The organism is Pseudomonas sp. Pseusp3, assembly GCF_047304225.1.
GTDB classification, from domain to species: Bacteria; Pseudomonadota; Gammaproteobacteria; order Pseudomonadales; family Pseudomonadaceae; genus Aquipseudomonas; species Aquipseudomonas fluorescens_CD.
The window spans coordinates 42366-63252 of sequence record NZ_JBGLYV010000035.1 but is presented as its reverse complement, the minus strand read 5'-3'; the positions used below and the strand labels follow the sequence as shown (position 1 = coordinate 63252).

19 protein-coding genes are annotated in these 20887 nt (G+C 61.2%); 14 read left to right on the top strand and 5 right to left on the bottom strand.

Annotation, left to right across the window (positions count from 1 at the left end; genetic code table 11):
- Positions 1–199: 199 nt before the first annotated feature.
- From ACCD00_RS14385 to rsgA, 4 genes are all read right to left on the bottom strand, one after another.
- Positions 200–691, bottom strand: coding sequence for a toll/interleukin-1 receptor domain-containing protein (locus ACCD00_RS14385; RefSeq protein WP_413425437.1), 492 nt, complete (start codon positions 689–691; stop codon positions 200–202).
- Positions 691–1650, bottom strand: a complete 960-nt coding sequence (locus ACCD00_RS14380) for a caspase family protein (protein ID WP_413425435.1) — start codon at positions 1648–1650, stop codon at positions 691–693. The genes ACCD00_RS14385 and ACCD00_RS14380 overlap by 1 nt, the downstream gene beginning before the upstream one ends.
- 2 nt (positions 1651–1652) lie before the next feature.
- The gene (locus ACCD00_RS14375) at positions 1653–2060 is read right to left on the bottom strand and encodes a TIR domain-containing protein (RefSeq protein WP_413425433.1); all 408 of its coding nucleotides are present in this window, start codon (positions 2058–2060) and stop codon (positions 1653–1655) included.
- A 199-nt stretch (positions 2061–2259) separates the two neighbouring features.
- On the bottom strand, positions 2260–3291 hold the full coding sequence (rsgA, locus tag ACCD00_RS14370; protein ID WP_015093224.1) for a small ribosomal subunit biogenesis GTPase RsgA: 1032 nt from the start codon (positions 3289–3291) through the stop codon (positions 2260–2262).
- Positions 3292–3398: 107 nt separating this feature from the next.
- Between rsgA and orn the strand changes: the two genes are divergently transcribed.
- Positions 3399–3941, top strand: coding sequence for an oligoribonuclease (orn, locus tag ACCD00_RS14365; protein ID WP_007983969.1), 543 nt, complete (start codon positions 3399–3401; stop codon positions 3939–3941).
- 92 nt (positions 3942–4033) lie between these two features.
- A complete protein-coding gene (locus tag ACCD00_RS14360; protein ID WP_413425430.1) occupies positions 4034–4645 on the top strand; it encodes a trimeric intracellular cation channel family protein in 612 nt (203 codons plus the stop codon).
- Positions 4646–4750: 105 nt separating this feature from the next.
- Here ACCD00_RS14360 and queG read toward each other — a convergent pair whose 3' ends face one another.
- Entirely contained in the window at positions 4751–5815 is a 1065-nt protein-coding gene (queG, locus tag ACCD00_RS14355; protein WP_413425428.1) for a tRNA epoxyqueuosine(34) reductase QueG, read from the bottom strand.
- Positions 5816–5878: 63 nt separating this feature from the next.
- Here queG and ACCD00_RS14350 point away from each other — a divergent pair, with 63 nt between their 5' ends.
- The 12 genes from ACCD00_RS14350 to ACCD00_RS14295 all read left to right on the top strand — a co-directional run bounded on the left by ACCD00_RS14350 (position 5879) and on the right by ACCD00_RS14295 (position 20884).
- Entirely contained in the window at positions 5879–7378 is a 1500-nt protein-coding gene (locus tag ACCD00_RS14350; RefSeq protein WP_413425426.1) for an NAD(P)H-hydrate dehydratase, read from the top strand.
- Positions 7366–7836 carry a tRNA (adenosine(37)-N6)-threonylcarbamoyltransferase complex ATPase subunit type 1 TsaE gene (tsaE, locus tag ACCD00_RS14345; RefSeq protein WP_413425424.1) on the top strand — a complete coding sequence of 157 codons (471 nt, stop codon included), beginning with the start codon at positions 7366–7368 and terminating at the stop codon, positions 7834–7836. The genes ACCD00_RS14350 and tsaE overlap by 13 nt, the downstream gene beginning before the upstream one ends.
- Entirely contained in the window at positions 7837–9267 is a 1431-nt protein-coding gene (locus tag ACCD00_RS14340) for an N-acetylmuramoyl-L-alanine amidase (protein ID WP_413425422.1), read from the top strand. It abuts the gene before it with no gap.
- Positions 9264–11174 (top strand): DNA mismatch repair endonuclease MutL, encoded by a 1911-nt coding sequence (mutL, locus tag ACCD00_RS14335; protein ID WP_413425420.1) that lies wholly within the window; start codon positions 9264–9266, stop codon positions 11172–11174. Before ACCD00_RS14340 ends, mutL begins: the two co-directional genes overlap by 4 nt.
- The gene (gene miaA / locus ACCD00_RS14330) at positions 11174–12145 is read left to right on the top strand and encodes a tRNA (adenosine(37)-N6)-dimethylallyltransferase MiaA (RefSeq protein WP_413425418.1); all 972 of its coding nucleotides are present in this window, start codon (positions 11174–11176) and stop codon (positions 12143–12145) included. Before mutL ends, miaA begins: the two co-directional genes overlap by 1 nt.
- Before the next feature lie 94 nt (positions 12146–12239).
- Positions 12240–12500, top strand: a complete 261-nt coding sequence (gene hfq, locus ACCD00_RS14325; protein ID WP_007902656.1) for an RNA chaperone Hfq — start codon at positions 12240–12242, stop codon at positions 12498–12500.
- A gap of 12 nt (positions 12501–12512) precedes the next feature.
- Positions 12513–13814, top strand: coding sequence for a ribosome rescue GTPase HflX (hflX, locus tag ACCD00_RS14320; protein ID WP_413425416.1), 1302 nt, complete (start codon positions 12513–12515; stop codon positions 13812–13814).
- A gap of 96 nt (positions 13815–13910) precedes the next feature.
- Positions 13911–15086, top strand: a complete 1176-nt coding sequence (hflK, locus tag ACCD00_RS14315; protein WP_413425414.1) for an FtsH protease activity modulator HflK — start codon at positions 13911–13913, stop codon at positions 15084–15086.
- Entirely contained in the window at positions 15086–15955 is an 870-nt protein-coding gene (gene hflC, locus ACCD00_RS14310; RefSeq protein ID WP_413425412.1) for a protease modulator HflC, read from the top strand. The genes hflK and hflC overlap by 1 nt, the downstream gene beginning before the upstream one ends.
- 310 nt (positions 15956–16265) lie before the next feature.
- Positions 16266–17453, top strand: coding sequence for an ATP phosphoribosyltransferase regulatory subunit (locus tag ACCD00_RS14305; RefSeq protein ID WP_413425410.1), 1188 nt, complete (start codon positions 16266–16268; stop codon positions 17451–17453).
- A 54-nt stretch (positions 17454–17507) separates the two neighbouring features.
- Entirely contained in the window at positions 17508–18800 is a 1293-nt protein-coding gene (locus tag ACCD00_RS14300; RefSeq protein ID WP_008016891.1) for an adenylosuccinate synthase, read from the top strand.
- 149 nt (positions 18801–18949) lie between these two features.
- Positions 18950–20884, top strand: a complete 1935-nt coding sequence (locus ACCD00_RS14295; protein ID WP_413425408.1) for a methyl-accepting chemotaxis protein — start codon at positions 18950–18952, stop codon at positions 20882–20884.
- Positions 20885–20887: the final 3 nt, after the last annotated feature.

Sequence of the window (20887 nt, the reverse complement as noted above, 5' to 3'; positions counted from 1 at the left end):
ATCCATGCCGGGTTGCCCACTGCGCAGAACCTGCGCTCGGCCTCTCGAGGGGGCAAGAAGATCAAAAGCCAAAGCAACAGCAACAGCCAAAGCGAGGCGGCCTACCGACGGCCTGATTTTGTATGGACGTGGCTCCTGAAGTTGTTGGGCGAGAGAACCCCCGACCGGTCAAGAGGATGGATCCGGGAGCGAAGTGACGTCAGAAACCGCGAGTAATTCTGGACTTCAAATCAGTGTGGAATCGTTCGGCGTTACTCCTGTTGACGCTGCGCACCGACTCGCTGCCGGTCACGGAATCCAGCGACATCGAACGCTTGAGTGTTGTTTCGTTGCGATAGGCATCAATGAAGAATTCGATGTCCCGGTCGCTGGTCAGCTTCGGCCACTTGTCCAGATATAGCGGCAGCTCTGTCGGGCCGGTCTTGAACGAGCAGATGCGCCGGTTGGTGATGGTCGCTTCGCCGATTTCGAACGGCACCCACCACGACCGCGCGGTTTTCTCCGACACCACTGCCAGCAGGTGCGTGCATTCACTGATGTTGCGCGTAATCACCCCGGTGATGTCGTCGGTGGTCTGGGATTCGGCGTCCAGTACGTCGAGGTAGGTCTTGATATTGGCCTGCATCAGGCGTGTGTTGATTTTGACCGCGTGGGCGCGATCCATGTGGCGGTAGCTGATAAAAACCGGCATCAGAAATGTCCCTTGATCGCGAGCTCGCGGTAATAGGCGCCGAGGGCGGTGAGGCGGCAGCCGGTGGAGAGGATGGCGGCGTAGTACATATGCTCGGCGTCCACCGGTTCGATGAGGCTGTGGCGGTTGCACTTTTGCAGTTGGGCGAAGACCTCGCCCTGTTCCGGGTCGAATTCAGGCTCGGTGGGCTCAAAGCTGGGGGCGAGGGGGTACACCGACTCCGCTTCGGCAAACCATTCGGGGAGTTTGCGCAGGATGTCCTTGGGGATCAGCGGCGACACTTCGCGCAGGGAAATGAACTGCGATACGTTGGTCTTGAACACCGGGCGCTGTTCCCAGGCGTCGAGGGCGTTGTCGACAAACGAATAGAGGCTGCCGGGCGTGATCTTGCCCAGGATGTTCGCTGCTCCCCCGTGCAGGGCCTGGAGCAACAAACCGGTGAATACGCCGTGCTGTGCGCCCTCCATTGCCGGCTCTTCCTTTTTGCAGGCGGTCAGAATGGTCATGCCTTCGCCGACGACGCTGCCCTCACTGCGCAAGGCGCGCAGCTCGCCGGCCGAGCCGCTCTGGCAACAATCGAGAATGATCACTTTGTTTTTGATCTTCGTGGCTTTGCTCGCCCAGTTGAGAATGTCACTGAGGCGAATCCCGTCCTTGGCGCTCCTGTAATCCTGCGGGATCAACATGCCTTCGTCAGTGTCGAGGTCGAAGCTGCCGTGGCCGGCGAAATACAGCAGCGCGACATTGCAGTCCCCGGAAAACAGCTCGCGGATCTGGTCTTCGAGTTTTTCCCGGCTCAGGTAGTCCTCGGCGGAGGTCAGTACGATGTTCTTGAAGTTCGGATCGCCGTTGGCGTCGGTCTTCAGCACGGAGGCGATGGCCATGGCGTCATTGCTGCAACCGCTCAGTCGCGAAACGTGGGTGTAGTCGTTGATGCCGATAAACAGTCCCTTGCGCATGGTTACACCGCCGTATGCTGGCGAATCGCGTTGACGATGCTGTTGGTGTTCCACGCGCATTCGGCGTGTGCGGCGTCACGTACTACCGTGGAAATGCGTTCGGCGCCGAACGGTTTGATCGCAATGATCACCTTGCCCATGCGCTTGGCAATCTCGATTTCCTTGTTGATCCACTTGCTGTAGGTGGAATACATCCCGGCCATGATCAGCACCGCCGAACACGGGCGGATCTTGTTTTCTATGGCTTCCTCAAGTTGCTTGTCGGTTTTCGCGCCGACAATCGGGTTGTCCGGTGGCACCGAAAAATTCTTGTACGTGAAGCCCGGCTTGGCGTTGAGCAGGCGCACGAGATTGTCGTGGGCGTCGGAGTAGTTCCACGAGTGGCTGATGAACAGATGGTAGGTTTGCATGGGTGTCCCTCGGTGTCGCAGGAGTGCGAAGAGGGTTTGAACTTAGGCGATTGCAGGGCGGCCACAAGGGACTGGTGCGAAAAGAGAAATGTCCTACAAGTGCGCGTGTTGGCGCCTTACAGAAAGGTCTGATGTTTAAGTGGGGGGAGGATCCGGCAACCGGCCGCCCCGCTGAAGGCAGGGCGGTCGGAGCGTCCGTTTAGTAGCCGTTTTCCGGCAGGCTGGCGATGATCGAGCGGTAGCTGTTCATCCGTTGCTGCTGCACGCGACCGTCTTCAAGGGCCTTGAGCAGGGCGCAACCGGGTTCGCGGTCATGCTTGCAGTCACGGAAGCGGCAGGTGCCGAGCAGGTCGTTGAATTCAATGAAGCCGGCTTCGACGTCGGCACGGCTGACGTGGCCCAGGCCGAATTCGCGGATACCCGGGGAGTCGATCAACTCACCGCCGCCGGGGAAGTGGAACAACCGCGCGGTGGTGGTGGTGTGAGTGCCCTGGCCGGACAGCTCGGACAGCGGGCCGACGCGGGTTTCGACATCCGGCAGCAGGCTGTTGACCAACGACGACTTGCCGACACCGGACTGGCCGACGAACACGCTGATGCGCCCGTCCAGTTGCGCCTGCAATTGCTCCATGCCATTGCCGTGGTGCGCCGACACTTCCAGTACCGGATAGCCGAGGGTGCGGTACACCGCGAGCAAGGCATTGAGTGCCGGGGCGTTGTTTTCGTCGATCAGGTCGAACTTGTTCAGCAGCAACAGCGGCTTGATGCCCGCATGTTCGGCTGCCACCAGATAGCGGTCGATCAGGTTGGCGTGGGGTTCGGGCAGCGGTGCAAACACGATGACGATCATGTCGACGTTGGCCGCCACCGGCTTGAGCTGGCCGCGGCTGTCCGGGCGACACAGCTCGGTGTTGCGCGGCAGTTGTGCCACGATCACGCCGATGCCCTGGTTGCCGGCACGCCACACCACCTGGTCGCCGGTCACCAGCGCCGGCAGGTTGGCGCGCAGGTGGCAACGGAACACCTGGCCGGCCAGTTCGCCGTCGCGGGCCTCGACCTCGACCTGCACACCGAAGTGCGCGATCACCAGACCGTGCTGTTCCGGGCCCAGATCGCCGCCCTCAAGTGCCTCGACAGCCGAGGACTCGCGTTTGGCGGCGCGGGCAGCGCGTTCGCCCTGAATCTTTTCGATGCGCCAGTTTTGGCGGCGATTGAGTTGGCGTTTGGCCATGGGTGTTCCGTATAAAGAATGCAGCGATTAGGTAAAACGGCCGCGAGTTTAGCACGCCCGGCTACCGGCCTAGGCTAAACTGCGCAGCATTGCCTAGGAGCCGACACATGCAAAATCCGCAGAACCTTATCTGGATCGACCTGGAAATGACCGGTCTGAACCCTGATACCGACGTCATTATCGAAATGGCCACCATCGTCACCGACAGTGACCTGAACACCCTGGCCGAAGGCCCGGTGATCGCCATTCACCACAGCGACGAAATCCTCGCCGGCATGGACGAGTGGAACACCCGTCAGCACGGCGGTTCCGGGCTGACCCAGCGGGTTCGCGACAGCCGCATCAGCATGGCCGAAGCCGAGGCCGAAACCATCGCCTTCCTGGAGAAGTGGGTGCCGAAGGGCAAATCGCCGATCTGCGGCAACAGCATCTGCCAGGATCGTCGCTTCCTTTATACGCACATGAAATCTCTGGAAAGCTATTTCCACTACCGCAACCTCGACGTATCCACGCTCAAAGAGCTGGCCGCGCGCTGGGCACCGGACGTGCGTGACAGCTTCAAGAAGGGCAGCACCCACCTGGCGCTGGACGACATCCGCGAATCCATCGCCGAATTGCAGCACTACCGCAAGCATTTCATCAAAGCCTGATGCTATAGCGCTTTCGTGGCGAGGGGGCTTGCCCTCTTTTGGTGCTCCAGCGAAGTCAGTAGACTGCGCGCCTTTCTGCAAGGACCGCCACCATGCTGCTGATGCTCTACCTGATCGCCATCACCGCCGAAGCCATGACCGGTGCCCTGTCTGCCGGGCGTCGTGGCATGGACTGGTTCGGTGTGGTGCTGATCGCTTGCGTCACGGCGCTGGGTGGCGGGTCGGTGCGCGATGTGCTGCTCGGGCATTACCCGCTGACGTGGGTCAAACACCCGGAATACCTGGTGCTGACCACGGCCGCCGCGATGATCACCGTGTTCACGGCGCGCTGGATGCGCCACCTGCGCTCACTGTTTCTGGTGCTCGACGCCGTCGGTCTGGTGGCGTTCACCCTGATCGGCTGCATGACCGCCCTGGAAATGGGCCACGGCATGCTGGTGGCTTCGGTCAGCGGCGTGATCACCGGCGTCTTCGGCGGCATCCTGCGGGACATCTTCTGCAACGATATTCCGCTGATCTTCCGGCGCGAGCTCTATGCCAGCGTCTCGTTTGCGGCGGCGTGGTGCTACATGCTCTGCATCTATCTGCAATTACCCAATGAGCAATCGATTCTGATCACCCTGTTCGGTGGTTTTCTGCTGCGTTTGCTGGCCATCCGTTTTCACTGGGAAATGCCCAAGTTCGTCTATAACGACGAAGCCTGACGCGGCCCCTTGTAGGAGCGAGCTCGCTCGCGATGAACCGGAGAACTCCGCGGGCCACCAGGCTTGCCGCGTTATCGTTGACGTCCATCGCGAGCTAGCTCGCTCCTACACAAGGCCGTGTCGTTTCAGAGCCCACTCGACATGTTCACGTACCAGTTGCGAAGGATGTTCCCGTCGCGCCTTCAGCGCTTCCAGCACCGGAATCGTAGACGGCGCGTTGCCCAGGCCTACCGCCAGGTTGCGCAACCAGTTTTCGTAACCGGTCCGGCGCAGCGGCGAGCCTTCCGTGCTGCTCAGGAATTTTTCCTCATCCCACATGAACAGGTCGGCCAGCTGCGCGTTGTCCAGATTGTGCCGCGGCTTGAAGTCGCTTTCACCGGACGGACGGGCGAAGCGGTTCCACGGGCAGACGATCTGGCAGTCATCGCAACCGAACACCCGATTGCCGATCAGCGGCCGCAGGTCTTCGGGGATCGCGCCTTTGAGTTCGATGGTCAGGTAGGAAATGCAACGCCGGGCATCCAGCACATAGGGGCCGACGAAGGCATTGGTGGGGCAGATGTCGAGGCAGGCGCTGCACCGCCCGCAGTGTTCAGTGGCATGGGGCGGGTCTACCGGCAGCGGCAAATCAACGAACAGTTCGGCGAGGAAGAAATAACTGCCTGCCTTGCGATTCAAGACCAGAGTGTTTTTGCCGATCCAGCCCAGGCCGGCCTGTTCGGCGATGGCTTTTTCCAGCACCGGGGCACTGTCGACGAAGGCGCGATAGCCGAAAGGCCCGATGACCGCCTGAATCTTTTCCGCCAGTTGTTGCACGCGTTTACGGATCAACTTGTGGTAATCGCGACCCAGGGCATAACGCGAGACGTAGGCTTTTTCCGGCTGGGCGAGCATTTTCGCCATGTGGGTGTCGCCCGCCAGGTAGTCCATGCGCAGCGAAACCACACGCAAAGTGCCGGGCACCAGTTCTTCCGGGTGCGAGCGTTTGCTGCCATGGGCGCCCATGTAGTCCATTTCGCCGTGGTAGCCGGCGGCGAGCCAGCGCTCCAGGTGTTGCTCATGCTCGCCCAGGTCGAGGCCGCTGATGCCGACTTGCTGAAAGCCCAGCTCGCGGCCCCAGTCCTTGATGGATTGGGCGAGGGCAGGCAGGTCTGTGGTGATGGCGGACATGAGGCGAGAGAAACCGGAGCTGAGGTGCGTATAATTCTGCCAGACATCGGAGCCTGAAGACGCATGCCGCACACTAAAGATGAATTACCCGACGTGCTGTACGGTGCAGCACAGGTGCGAGCGCTCGACGCACGGCTGATCGCCGCGGGCACGCCGGGCTTCGAATTGATGCAGCGCGCAGCCCGCGCAACGTGGCGGGCGCTGGTTCGGCAATGGCCGTCGGCGAATGAATTGACCGTGCTCGCCGGGCATGGCAACAACGCTGGCGACGGTTATCTGGTGGCCGTGCTGGCACGGCGTGCCGGGTGGCAGGTGCGCGTGTTGGCGGTCGGTGATCCGCAGCGCTTGCAGGGCGATGCAGCGCTGGCCCATACCGAGGCGCTGGCTGAAGGCGTCGCGGTGCAGGGCTGGAGCGGCCAGGGCGAGTTGCGTGGTGTTGTCCTCGACGCCTTGCTCGGCACCGGTCTGAGCGGCGAAGTGCGCGAGCCTTGCTCTGCCGCCATTAAAGCGATCAACGCCAGCGGCCTGCCGGTGACGGCGGTCGATATTCCTTCCGGACTGTGTGCCGACACCGGGCGAGAGTTGGGTGTCGCAGTGCGCGCCGATCTCACAGTGACTTTCATCGGGCTGAAAGCAGGCCTGTTCACGGGCGATGCAGCGGATCACGTCGGCGAGCTGGTGTTCAACGATCTGCAAGCCACGGCCGAAACATACAGTGATATTCCCGTTCGCGCCCGACGTCTCAACGCGGTTAATCTTCCGCGGCCGGCGGCTCGCCCACCGACGTCTCACAAGGGGCGTTTCGGGCATGTGCTGTTGATCGGTGGCGATCATGGCCTTGGCGGAGCGATCCTGCTCAGCACCGAAAGCGCATTGCGCAGCGGCGCTGGAATGGTTTCGCTGGCAACCCGTCCCGAGCATCTGTCAGCGGCGTTGAGTCGAGTGCCGGAAGCCATGGCGCTGGGCACTTCGTCGGCCAATCAGTTGATGGGGCTGCTGGAGAAAGTCTCGGTGCTGGTGGTCGGTCCGGGCCTCGGGCAGGCCGGTTGGGGGCGTTCATTGTTGTCGGTCGCCGCTAACGCGCCATTGCCGCAAGTGTGGGATGCCGACGCGTTGAACCTGCTGGCAGGCGGTTTTGTCCGTTTGCCCAAGGATTGCGTGATCACTCCGCATCCGGGCGAAGCGGCACGTTTGTTGGGGATCAGCACTGCCGAAGTGCAGGCTGATCGCCTGGCCGCAGCGCTGGCGTTGAGCAAGAAATATTCGGCAGTGGTGGTGCTGAAAGGTGCCGGCAGCCTGATCGCCCATCCCGACGGACGTCTGGGGCTGTGTCATCAGGGGCATCCGGCGATGGCCACTGCCGGTTTGGGCGATGTACTGGCCGGTTTGCTCGGCGCGTTGCTGGCCCAGGGCATGGAACCATTCGACGCGGCCTGCCTGGCGGTCTGGCTGCACGCCAATGCCGGTGAACAACAAGGAAAATTTGGCCGTGGGCTGGCGGCCAGTGATCTGATTCCAGCCATTCGTCAGTTGTTGGAGGAGCAAGCACCGTGTCTGAAGTAACCCTGTACCTGGCCGATGAGCAGGCCATGAGCGACTTTGGCGCACGCATTGCCCGAATCACCCAAGGCCATGGCCTGATTTTTCTCGAGGGTAACCTGGGGATGGGCAAAACCACGTTGTCCCGAGGCATCATCCGCGGTCTGGGGCATGTCGGGGCTGTGAAAAGCCCGACCTTCACCTTGGTCGAACCCTACGAAATCGGCGACATTCGCGCCTTCCATTTCGATTTGTACCGTCTGGTCGATCCGGAAGAACTGGAGTTCCTCGGTATTCGCGACTACTTCGAAGACGATGCCCTGTGTCTGATCGAGTGGCCCGCCAAAGGTGCAGGCTTTTTGCCAAAGCCGGACCTGACCATTACCATTAGCCCGCAAGACAGCGGGCGTTCGCTGAAAATTTTATCCCAGGGCTCGCGTGGCGAGGCCTGGTGTGCCGCTTTGGCATTGGAATCCAAATAGATGATGGGGTTAGGTATGCGCTTTCGCGCGTTGATGGCTGCCGTAGGGGTGTTGTTTTTGGCGGTAACCGTCGACGCTGTGGCCGATTCGAAGGTCAACAGTGTTCGTCTGTGGCGGGCACCGGACAACACACGACTGGTGTTTGACCTGACCGGCCCGGTGCAACACAGCGTCTTTACCCTGACGGCTCCGGATCGCCTGGTCATCGACATCAATGGCGCGACCCTCGGTGCACCACTCAACGTCAACACCTCGAATACCCCGATTACCGCCATGCGCTCGGCTCAACGCACGCCGACCGACCTGCGGGTGGTCATCGACCTGAAAAAGGCCGTGACACCGAAAAGCTTCTCCCTGGCGCCGAACGCCCAGTACGGCAACCGGTTGGTAGTCGATCTGTTCGATAACGCCGCAGATGCCGCGCCTTCTCCAGCACCAACGCCATCGGTCGCCACGGTGCCCGCCGTGCCGGTCACGCCTGCCGAGCCGGCAATCAAGCTACCGCCCGCCCCGGCCGGCAAGCGCGACATCATTGTGGTGATCGACGCCGGACACGGTGGCGAAGACCCGGGGGCATCGGGCTCTCGCGGTGAACGCGAGAAAGACGTGGTGTTGCAGATCGCCCGCGAATTGCAGCGCCAGATCAACGGCATGAAAGGTTTCCGCGCCGAACTGACCCGTACCGGCGACTACTTCATTCCGTTGCGCGGCCGTACCGAAATTGCCCGCAAGAAAGGCGCGGACCTGTTTGTCTCGATCCACGCCGACGCCGCGCCTTCTGCCGCCGCTTTCGGTGCCTCGGTATTTGCCCTGTCTGACCGCGGTGCCACTTCGGAGACGGCCCGCTGGCTGGCCGACAGCGAAAACCGTTCCGACCTGATCGGTGGTGCCGGCAACGTCAGCCTCGATGACAAGGACCGCATGCTCGCCGGCGTGCTGCTTGACCTGTCGATGACGGCATCCCTGACGTCCAGCCTGAACGTGGGCCAGAAGGTCCTGAGCAACATTGGCCGGGTGACGCCTCTGCACAAGCAACGGGTCGAACAGGCCGGGTTCATGGTACTGAAGTCGCCGGATATTCCGTCGATCCTGGTGGAAACCGGGTTCATCTCCAACGCCAACGAAGCCTCGAAGCTTGCCGCGTCGAACCACCAGCAGGCGCTGGCGCGTTCGATCAGCAGCGGCGTGCGCCAGTTCTTCCAGCAGAACCCGCCACCGGGCACTTATATTGCCTGGCTGCGCGACTCCGGCAAGATTGTACAAGGTCCACGTGACCACCGCGTCAACCCGGGCGAGACCCTGGCGATGATCGCCGTGCGCTATCAGGTGTCGCCCGCGACCCTGCGCAGCGCCAACAACCTGTCGAGCGATGAGCTCAAGATCGGTCAGCACCTGACTATTCCGGGCACTGAATTGGCGGCCAAAGAATGAATCAGGTTGTGAACGGTGGCGCTCGAATCGAGCTGCTCAGCCCGCGACTGGCGAACCAGATTGCGGCGGGTGAGGTGGTCGAACGTCCGGCTTCGGTGATCAAGGAGTTGCTGGAAAACAGCCTCGACTCCGGCGCCAGGCGTATCGATGTCGATGTGGAGCAGGGCGGCGTCAAGCTGCTGCGGGTGCGCGACGATGGCAGCGGCATTTCCGCCGATGACCTGCCGCTGGCGCTGGCCCGTCACGCCACCAGCAAGATCCGTAACCTGGAAGACCTCGAACAGGTCATGAGCCTGGGGTTTCGTGGTGAGGCCCTGGCATCGATCAGCTCCGTCGCGCGCCTGACCCTGACCTCCCGAACCCGTGACGCCGACCAGGCCTGGCAGGTCGAGACCGAAGGGCGTGACATGGCGCCTCGCGTGCAGCCAGCGGCCCACCCGGTGGGCACGTCGGTTGAAGTGCGCGACCTGTTCTTCAACACGCCGGCGCGGCGCAAGTTTCTCAAGAGCGAAAAAACCGAATTCGATCACCTGCAGGAAGTGATCAGGCGCCTGGCCCTGGCGCGCTTCGATGTGGCGTTCCATCTGCGCCACAACGGCAAGACCATCCTCAGCCTGCACGAGGCCCATGATGATGCGGCCCGTGCCCGGCGTGTGGCGGCGATCTGCGGGCCGGGCTTCCTGGAGCAGGCACTGCCGATCGAAATCGAGCGCAACGGCCTGCATCTATGGGGCTGGGTCGGCTTGCCGACCTTCAACCGCAGCCAGGCCGATTTGCAGTATTTCTTCGTCAATGGCCGTGCCGTACGCGACAAACTGGTGGCCCACGCCGTGCGCCAGGCCTATCGCGACGTGCTGTTCAACGGTCGGCACCCGACCTTTGTACTGTTTTTCGAAGTCGATCCGACTGGCGTCGACGTCAACGTGCACCCGACCAAGCACGAAGTGCGCTTCCGTGAAGGACGCATGGTCCACGATTTCCTCTATGGCACCTTGCACCGCGCCTTGGGCGATGTGCGGCCCGACGATCATCTTGCGGCGCCGGTTGCCACTGCAATCGTCCGGCCTACCGGCCTTGAAGCCGGTGAATTCGGACCCCAGGGCGAAATGCGCCTGGCCGCCAATGCGCTGCTGGAGCAGCCTCAGGCTCAGCCGTCCTTCAATACGCCGGCAGGTTCGGGTTCTGGCGCCGGTTATCAGTACCAATACACGCCGCGTCCGCAGTCCGGTGTGCCTGTCGCCGAGGCGCAGGCCGCCTATCGCGAGTTTTTTGCGCCGCTGCCCGAGGCCAATGCCGTCGCGCTACCGGCCGGGCAAGACGACATTCCGCCGCTGGGTTATGCACTGGCACAACTCAAGGGCATCTACATTCTTTCGGAAAACGCTCAAGGCCTGGTGCTGGTGGATATGCACGCCGCCCACGAACGAATCATGTATGAGCGTTTGAAGGTGGCGATGGCCAGCGAGGGCCTGAGCGGCCAGCCGTTGCTGGTGCCGGAGTCCCTGGCCGTCAGCCAGCGTGAAGCCGATTGCGCCGAGGAGCACGTCGCCTGGTTCCAGCGCCTTGGCTTTGAATTGCAGCGCCTGGGCCCGGAAACCCTGGCGATCCGGCAGATTCCGGCGCTGCTCAAGCAGGCCGAAGCCAACCGGCTGGTCGCCGACGTCCTGGCCGACCTGATGGAGTTCGGCACCAGCGACCGCATCCAGGCACACCTGAACGAATTGCTCGGGACCATGGCCTGCCACGGTGCGGTTCGGGCGAATCGGCGTTTGGCCCTGCCGGAAATGAACGGTCTGCTGCGTGACATGGAAAACACCGAGCGCAGCGGTCAATGCAACCATGGCCGACCGACCTGGACCCAGCTGGGCCTGGACGATCTGGACAAACTGTTCTTGCGCGGTCGTTGATGAACCAGTTCCCACCTGCGATTTTCCTGATGGGGCCGACTGCCGCCGGCAAGACCGACCTGGCCATCGAACTCACCAAAGTCCTGCCCTGCGAGTTGATCAGCGTCGATTCGGCGCTGGTCTACCGTGGCATGGACATCGGCACTGCCAAGCCTTCCAAAGAGCTGTTGGCGCAATATCCGCATCGTCTGATCGATATTCTCGACCCGGCCGAGAGCTATTCGGCTGCGGAATTCCGTCGTGACGCCCTGCAAGCCATGGCCGATATCACCTCGCGTGGAAAAATTCCGTTGCTGGTGGGCGGCACAATGCTCTATTACAAGGCTTTGGTTGAGGGCCTGGCGGATATGCCGGCCGCCGATCCCGACGTCCGTGCGCAAATCGAAGAAGAGGCTGCACGCCTTGGCTGGCAAGCCTTGCACGAACAATTGGCGGTGATTGATCCGGAGTCTGCGGCGCGAATACATCCGAACGATCCCCAGCGGTTGAGTCGAGCACTGGAAGTTTATCGTGTCAGCGGTCAAAGCATGACTGCCCTGCGTTTGCGACAATCTGTGCAAAGTACTGAAGCAGCCGCTTCGGGACAGCAACAATTGCCCTATACTGTTGCGAACTTGGCCATTGCTCCGGCAAATCGCCAGGTACTGCACGAGCGAATTAAACAAAGATTCACTTTAATGTTGGAACAGGGATTCATTGACGAGGTCGTAGCCCTGCGTAAGAGAAGTGACCTGCATGCCGGGTTGCCGTCTATACGTGCAGTAGGCTACCGCCAAGTCTGGGACTACCTGGATGGCAAGCTGACGTCAGCCGAGATGCAGGAGCGTGGAATCATTGCCACGCGCCAATTGGCGAAACGCCAGTTCACCTGGCTGCGCAGCTGGACTGATCTGCATTGGCTGGACAGTCTGGATTGCGACAATCTGCCGCGCGCCTTGAAATACCTTGGGACCATCTCCATATTGAGCTGAGTCCTTGCAATTGCCGTCTATCCTTGGGGGTGTGGCGGCCAAAGCCATCTGTTTACCTATTTTTTTATATTGAATCCTTAAAGGAGTGCGGCACATGTCAAAAGGGCATTCGCTACAAGACCCTTACTTGAATACTTTGCGTAAAGAGAAAGTTGGGGTGTCCATCTACCTGGTCAACGGTATCAAACTGCAAGGCACGATCGAGTCCTTCGACCAGTTCGTTATCCTGCTGAAAAACACCGTCAGCCAGATGGTCTACAAACACGCGATCTCTACAGTGGTGCCGGTTCGTCCAATTCGTCTGCCTAGCGCAACCGAATCCGAAGCAGGTGACGCTGAGCCAGGTAACGCCTGATAGGAGTCTCCTTTGTTCTTTGAGCGCCACGGTGGTGGTGAGCGAGCCATTCTCGTTCACTTGGATGGTCAGGACCCTGAGGCGCGCGAAGATCCGCAGGAGTTTCAGGAGTTGGCAATGTCGGCAGGCGCCGAGACCGTCGCGTTTTTCAACGTGCCGCGTAATCGGCCAACCGCCAAATACCTGATTGGCAGCGGCAAGGTCGAGGAGTTGCGCGACCTGGTCAAAGCCGAGCAGGTAGATCTGGTGATTTTCAATCACATCCTCACGCCCAGTCAGGAACGTAACCTCGAACGTGTTTTCGAGTGTCGCGTGATCGACCGCACGGGTCTGATTCTCGATATTTTCGCCCAACGCGCCCGCACCCATGAAGGCAAGCTCCAGGTCGAACTGGCCCAGCTTGAGCACATGAGTACGCGGCTGGTTCGCGGCTGGACTCACCTTGAACGGCAGAAAGGCGGTATCGGCCTGCGCGGTCCCGGTGAAACCCAGCTGGAAACCGACCGGCGCCTGTTGCGGGTTCGCCTGCGGCAGATCAAGGGGCGCCTGGAAAAGGTCCGCAGCCAACGCGAGCAATCGCGCCGTGGCCGCAAGCGGGCGGACATTCCGACGGTTTCGCTGGTGGGTTATACCAACGCCGGCAAATCGACGCTGTTCAACTCGGTGACCGATTCCGACGTTTTCGCCGCTGACCAGCTCTTCGCCACCCTCGACCCGACGCTACGCCGACTCGAACTCGAGGACCTCGGGCCGATCGTGCTGGCAGACACCGTGGGCTTCATTCGTCACTTGCCGCACAAACTGGTTGAAGCTTTTCGGGCTACGCTCGAAGAGTCGAGCAACTCCGACCTGTTGCTGCACGTGATCGACTCTCATGAACCCGAGCGTATGGCCCAGATTGAACAGGTCATGGTGGTGCTCGGAGAGATCGGGGCTCAAGACTTGCCGATCCTGGAGGTCTATAACAAACTCGATTTGCTCGAGGGCGTGGAGCCGCAGATCCAGCGGGATGCCGATGGCAAGCCGCAGCGGGTCTGGCTTTCGGCGAAAGACGGTACAGGGCTGGACCTGCTCAAGCAGGCCGTGGCCGAGTTGCTTGGCGATGAATTGTTTGTTGGCACCTTGCGATTGCCGAACCGATTTGCTCGACTGCGTGCGCAGTTTTTCGAACTTGGTGCGGTACAGAAAGAAGAACACGATGACGAAGGCATCAGTTTACTGGCCGTTCGTTTGCCGCGGGCCGAATTGAATCGGCTGGTGAGCCGCGAAGGTTTGCAACCGATGGAATTCATCGAGCAACACACTTTGCAATAAAAGCCTGAGAAAGCGGTTGTGTCGTGGTGACAGGCATTCTGTAGCATTGGTCGGCGCGCCGTGGGTGCGTCTTTGCTTTATCAGATGGAGAGCGCTATGGCTTGGAATGAGCCGGGTGGCAACTCGAATAATCAGGATCCTTGGGGTGGCAAGCGTCGTAACAACGGCGACCGCAAGGGACCACCAGATCTCGACGAGGCCTTCCGAAAGCTGCAGGAAAGCCTGAACGGTTTGTTCGGTGGTGGTAAGAAACGTGGTGGCGACGACGGCGGTGGTCCGGGCAAGAGTGGCGGCTTTGGCGGCCTGCTCGGCATCGGCCTGGTCGTGCTGGCCGCCGTTTGGCTGTACAGCGCGGTTTATGTCGTCGACGAGCAGGAGCAAGCCGTGGTGCTGCGCTTCGGCAAGTACTACGAAACCGTGGGTCCGGGCCTGAATATCTACTTCCCGCCGATCGACAGGAAGTACATGGAAAACGTCACGCGCGAGCGTGCCTACACCAAGCAGGGCCAGATGCTGACCGAAGACGAGAACATCGTCGAAGTGCCACTGACCGTGCAGTACAGGATCAGCAACCTGCAGGACTTCGTGCTGAGCGTCGACCAACCGGAAATCAGCCTGCAGCACGCGACCGACAGCGCCTTGCGCCATGTGGTGGGTTCCACCGCAATGGATCAGGTACTGACCGAAGGTCGTGAATTGATGGCCAGCGAAATCAAGGAGCGCCTGCAACGCTTCATGGACACCTATCGCACCGGTATCACCGTTACCCAGGTCAACGTACAGAGCGCAGCGGCACCGCGCGAAGTTCAGGAAGCCTTCGATGACGTGATCCGTGCCCGGGAAGACGAGCAGCGTTCGCGCAACCAGGCCGAAACCTATGCCAACGGCGTCGTGCCGGAAGCTCGTGGCCAGGCCCAGCGCATCCTCGAGGATGCCAACGGTTATCGTGACGAAACCGTCTCGCGCGCCAAGGGTGAGGCCGACCGCTTCACCAAGCTGGTCGCCGAGTACCGCAAGGCGCCTGAAGTTACCCGCCAGCGCCTGTACCTGGACACCATGCAGGAAGTCTTCAGCAACACCAGCAAGGTTCTCGTGACCGGCAACAAGAACGGCCAGAGCAACCTGCTGTACCTGCCGCTGGACAAGATGGTCGAAAGTGGTCGCAGCACCAGCACTCCGATGAGCAGCAGTGCGGCAGCCACCAGCAATGAAGCGAATACGCGTGCGGCAGCAGATCTGCAGCAGCAGGCACGTACCAGGGAGAGTCGCTGATGAGCAATAAATCGCTGATCGCCCTTATTGTCGGCGTCGTCGTGGCGATCGCAGCCTGGAACTGCTTCTACATCGTGGCTCAGACCGAGCGTGCGGTGTTGCTGCAGTTCGGTCGCGTGGTCCAGACCGATGTTCAGCCAGGCCTGCACGTGAAAGTGCCTTACGTTAACCAGGTGCGCAAATTCGACGCACGCCTGATGACGCTGGATGCACCGACGCAACGCTTCCTGACGCTGGAAAAGAAAGCCGTGATGGTCGATGCCTTCGCCAAGTGGCGCGTGAAGGACGCAGAGCGTTTCTACACCGCGACTTCCGGCCTCAAGCAGATCGCCGACGAGCGTCTGTCCCGTCGTCTGGAGTCGGGCCTGCGTGACCAGTTCGGTAAGCGCACGTTGCACGAAGTGGTCTCCGGTGAGCGCGATGCGCTGATGGCGGACATTACTGCTTCGTTGAACAAGATGGCTGAAAAAGAGCTGGGCATCGAAGTTGTCGATGTTCGGGTCAAGACCATCGACCTGCCGAAAGAAGTGAACCGCAGCGTGTTCGAGCGTATGAGCACCGAGCGTGAGCGTGAAGCTCGCGAGCACCGCGCCAAGGGTAACGAGCTGGCCGAAGGCATCCGTGCCGACGCCGATCGTCAACGCCGCGTGCTGCTGGCTGAAGCCTATCGTGAATCCGAAGAGGTTCGCGGTGACGGCGATGCCCAGGCTGCTGCGATCTACTCCAAGGCGTACGGTCAGGATCAGGAGTTCTACGCGTTCTACCGTAGCCTGCGCGCCTACCGTGAAAGCTTCGCGAACAAATCCGACGTCATGGTTCTCGACCCAAGCAGCGACTTCTTCCACTACCTGGAAAAAGCCAAGCCTTGATACGGCGTTGACCTGAATCCTCCCGCCGGGCGGCTAAAACCTCTGGCGGGGTGATCCTTTGGGAAAACGTGTGTATGATGCGGCAGCCGGGAAATTCCCGGCTTTTTTGCGTCTGCATGTTTGATTGCTGTTTTTAAGCGGACGCCGGGCCGATTGGCTCGACAGTTTTTCGAGGAAAGTGGTTGGCGAAGCCGGTAGAAGGGCTTTTCGCTCCGTCGCTCATGCGCGTGGATTGTGTATGAGCTGATCATTTTCTGCTTCACTCAAGGCTCGCCGACAGGCTGGTCGCCCGGATATAGGGGAAGGCGTAATGGCAACGGTAGACCGCTGGCTTCTGCCAGATGGCATCGAAGAAGTACTGCCACCGGAAGCGGCGCGTATTGAAGTCGCGCGTCGTCAGGTGTTGGATCTGTTCCAGAGCTGGGGTTACGAGTTTGTCGTGACTCCCCATATCGAGTACCTGGAATCCCTGCTGACTGGCGCGGGCCAGGACCTGGACCTGCGGACCTTCAAGGTCATCGACCCGCAATCGGGCCGGCAAATGGGTTTCCGTGCCGACATCACGCCGCAAGTGGCGCGCATCGATGCGCACACCCTGCGCCGCGAAGGTCCGAGCCGTCTGTGTTATGCAGGTAGCGTGCTGCATGCTCAGCCTCGTGCCTTGTCGTCCTCGCGCAGCCCGATCCAACTGGGTGCCGAGCTGTACGGCGACGGCAGCCCGAGCAGCGACGTCGAAGTCATCAGCCTGATGCTGGCCATGCTGCAACTGGCCGATGTGCCGGATGTGCACATGGACCTCGGCCATGTCGGCATCTATCGCGGCCTGGCCCGCGCCGCCGGTTTGTCTGGTGAAGTTGAACAGCAGTTGTTCGATGCGTTGCAACGCAAGGCCATCGACGAGGTCATTACCTTGACCGAGGGCTTGCCGGCCGATCTGTCAGCCATGCTGCGCGCACTGGTCGATCTGTGCGGTGGTCGTGAGGTGCTGGTGGCTGCCCGTGAACGCCTGGCCAAGGCTCCGGCGCAGGTGACGGCGGCGCTGGACGACCTGCTGGCGATTGCCGAGCGATTGTCCGTACGTTTCCCTGAGCTGCCGCTGTATTTCGACCTGGGCGAGCTGCGCGGTTACCACTACCACACCGGTGTGGTGTTCGCCGTGTTCGTGCCGGGTGTTGGCCAGTCCATTGCCCAGGGCGGTCGTTACGACGACATCGGCGCCGACTTCGGTCGCGCCCGTCCGGCAACCGGCTTTTCCACCGATTTGAAAACCCTGGTGACCCTGGGGCGTGCTGAGATCGAGCTACCGTCTGGCGGTATCTGGATGCCTGACAGTACGGATGCAGCACTCTGGCAGCAGGTTTGCCAGTTGCGCAGTGAGGGTCAGCGTGTCGTTCAGGCCTTGCCTGGACAACCTTTGGCCGCCGCCCGTGAAGCGGACTGCGACCGGCAATTGATTCAGCAGAACGGGCTTTGGCAAGTATCGCCACTGGCTTCTTGAGTTTTCCTGCCGGCTGCCGCCGGCACCAAGTTTGCGCGAATGAGGACAAGTGTTATGGGTAAGAATGTCGTAGTCCTGGGCACCCAATGGGGTGATGAGGGCAAAGGCAAGATCGTTGATCTGCTGACCGAACATGCTGCCGCCGTAGTGCGCTACCAGGGTGGCCACAACGCTGGCCACACCCTGGTGATCGACGGTGAAAAGACCGTCTTGCACCTGATTCCGTCGGGAGTGCTGCGCGAAGGCGTACAGTGCCTGATCGGCAACGGCGTGGTGGTTGCACCTGACGCCCTGATGCGTGAAATCGTCAAGCTGGAAGAGAAAGGCGTACCGGTGCGCGAGCGCCTGCGTATCAGCCCTTCCTGCCCGCTGATCCTGTCCTACCACGTAGCGCTGGACCAGGCCCGTGAAAAGGCCCGTGGCGAGCTGAAGATCGGCACCACCGGTCGCGGCATCGGCCCGGCGTACGAAGACAAGGTTGCACGTCGCGGCCTGCGCATCGGCGACCTGTTCCACCGCGAGCGTTTCGCCGCCAAGCTGGGCGAGTTGCTGGATTACCACAACTTCGTACTGGTCAATTACTACAAAGAGCCAGCCATCGACTTCCAGAAGACTCTGGACGAGTGCATGGAGTACGCCGAGCTGCTCAAGCCGATGATGCTGGACGTCACTGCCGAGCTGCACAACCTGCGTCGCGCCGGCAAAGACATCATGTTCGAAGGCGCCCAGGGCTCCCTGCTGGACATCGACCACGGTACCTACCCGTACGTCACCAGCTCCAACACCACCGCTGGCGGTATCGCTACCGGTTCGGGTGTTGGCCCGATGTTCCTGGATTACATCCTCGGCATCACCAAGGCCTACACCACCCGTGTTGGCTCGGGTCCGTTCCCGACTGAGCTGTTCGACGACGTGGGTGCATTCCTGGCCAAGCGTGGCCACGAGTTCGGTGCGACCACCGGCCGTGCCCGTCGTTGCGGCTGGTTCGATGCTGTCATCCTGCGTCGCGCCATCGACGTCAACAGCATCTCGGGCCTGTGCCTGACCAAGCTCGACGTGCTGGACGGCCTGGAAACCATCAACATCTGCGTTGGCTACAAGAACGCTGACGGTGCAGTGATCGACGCACCGACCGATGCCGACAGCTACATCGGCCTGGAGCCAGTGTACGAAGAGATGCCGGGCTGGAAAGAATCCACCCTCGGCGCCAAGACTCTGGAAGAGCTGCCGCAGGCTGCACGCAACTACATCAAGCGCGTCGAAGAGTTGGTCGGCGCGCCGATCGACATTATTTCGACGGGTCCTGACCGCAACGAAACCATCGTTCTGCGTCATCCGTTTGCTTGATAAGTCGTTGATGTAAAACACAAAGGCCCCTTAATCGGGGCCTTTGTCGTTTATGCCTGTCGAACGGCATGACCTTTGCTGTGAACATTAAAAAAGCATTGCTTCCGACGTGCTATCAATTTAATGGCGCCAAAGCAGAGGGATTTCAGATGTCGGCCGTTCTCTCATTGTTACAAAGCCGTTTGTTGCGGCCCGTGTTCGTTACCCTGGGTATCGCCCTTTTGGTGCAGGTGCTGGTGGCTGTTGCTCTGACCCGGAGCACGGTGACCGCGCTGGAAGCCGATCTTGGCATGCGCCTGGGCGCGGACAGCCAAAAGCTCTCCGCTGAGCTCGAGCAGGCAGGGCGCGAAGTCACATCCAGTCTGGACAGCCTCTCTACCAGTACACGCCAGCGCCTCACGGCCGGTTTATCCTCACGTCTTGAGCAAGAGCAGGCGCAATTGCGTTCGACCCTGGAAAAGGACCTGAAGGACTCCGCCAGCGATATGGCGCAGCTTCTGGCCTCAGTCGCGCCCCGCGCCATGTGGGACAACGACGTTCCGACACTGTCCGAGTTCGCCCGTCGGGCCCAGCGCAACCCCAATGTGCTGTTCGTTGTGTATGACGACGCCACCGGCCAGCACCTGACGCGCTACCTCAACCGGGAAAACCCGATCAACAAGGCACTGCTGGAAAAAGGCCAGGGCGAGCGGGCGCTCGACAAGGTGCTGGATGCGGCGAAAAACGACCCTTCGGTCTTCTACGTCGAGGCTTCGATCAACCCCAATGGCGTGGAAATCGGCAAGGTCCTGATGGGGGTCTCGACTGCTTCGGTGGAGACTGATCTCGCGGCCCTCGACAAGCGCTTCGCGGCCTTGATCGCCAGCAGCGATCAACTGGTGGGCGACAGCCTCAAGGGCGCGGCCGCCGACAGCGCAGCGGCCATGCGTTCGCGTCTGCAGTCGGCTCAGTCCACGGCGGCTGAAATGAAAGCCAACACCACCGGCACCGTACAGGAAGCGGCCGCGACATTGCGCTGGCGTATCGGTGTGTGTCTGGCGGTGGTGGGTTTCGGTGTCTTGCTGTTGTTGGCGGTGGTGCTCGGTCGCCGAGTGGTCAATCGCCTGAAAATGCTGATCGTTGCCATGGATGACCTGGCGGCGGGCGAGGGCGATCTGACCAAGCGTGTGCAGATCAACAGCAAGGACGAGATCGGCGACATGGCCTCGGCGGTCAATCGCTTTGTGGATAAGTTGCAGCCGATCGTGCGCGAGGCGGGCGATGTGGCCCAGCGTACCGGTGTGGAAATTGGCGCCATGACCTTGCGCAATGCCGGTGCGGATGCGGCGGCAGGCATGCAGCGCGACGAGGTGGCGGAGAGTTTGCGTGCCTTGTCGCAGATGGCTGATGAAGCGCAGTCGGAAAGCCACGCCATGCAGGCGGCGCTGAAGCAGGTCGTGGACATTCGTCAGGCTACCGACGAAAACACCCGGACCTCGGCGAAAGTCGGCAGCCTGATCGAGGAGTTGGCGGGTCAGGTCAACACCGGTGCGCAAGTGATCGAGCGCCTGGCACAGCAAAGTGAGCAGATCGAAGTGGTGTTGACGGTAATTCACGGCATCGCTGAACAGACCAACCTGCTGGCGCTGAACGCGGCTATTGAAGCGGCGCGTGCCGGCGAGACCGGGCGCGGGTTTGCGGTGGTGGCAGATGAGGTGCGGGCGCTGGCGAGCAAGACGCAGAGCTCCACCGGCGATATTCAGGCGCACATCGTTGCGTTGCAGCAAGGTGCGCGTGAGGCGGTGGCAGCGATTGGTCAGGCCGGGCGCCAGGCCAGTGAAGGTTTGCTGGTGCTGCGCGACAGTGCCCGGTTGCAGCAGTCGGTGCAGGCATCCGTCGAGCAGGTCCACGCGGCGATCGGTTTGGCTACCCAGGCTGCGGCGCATCAGGCGCAGGGCGCGCAGGCCGTGCGAGGGCGGGTCCAGACCATTCACGCCCAGGCCGAGAAAGCGGCGCAGGCTGTCGTGGAGACCACGGCGAGCGGCAAGGTGCTCGATGGTCTGGCGGCGCAGTTGAAGGCGAGCCTGGGGCAGTTCAGGGCTTGACGG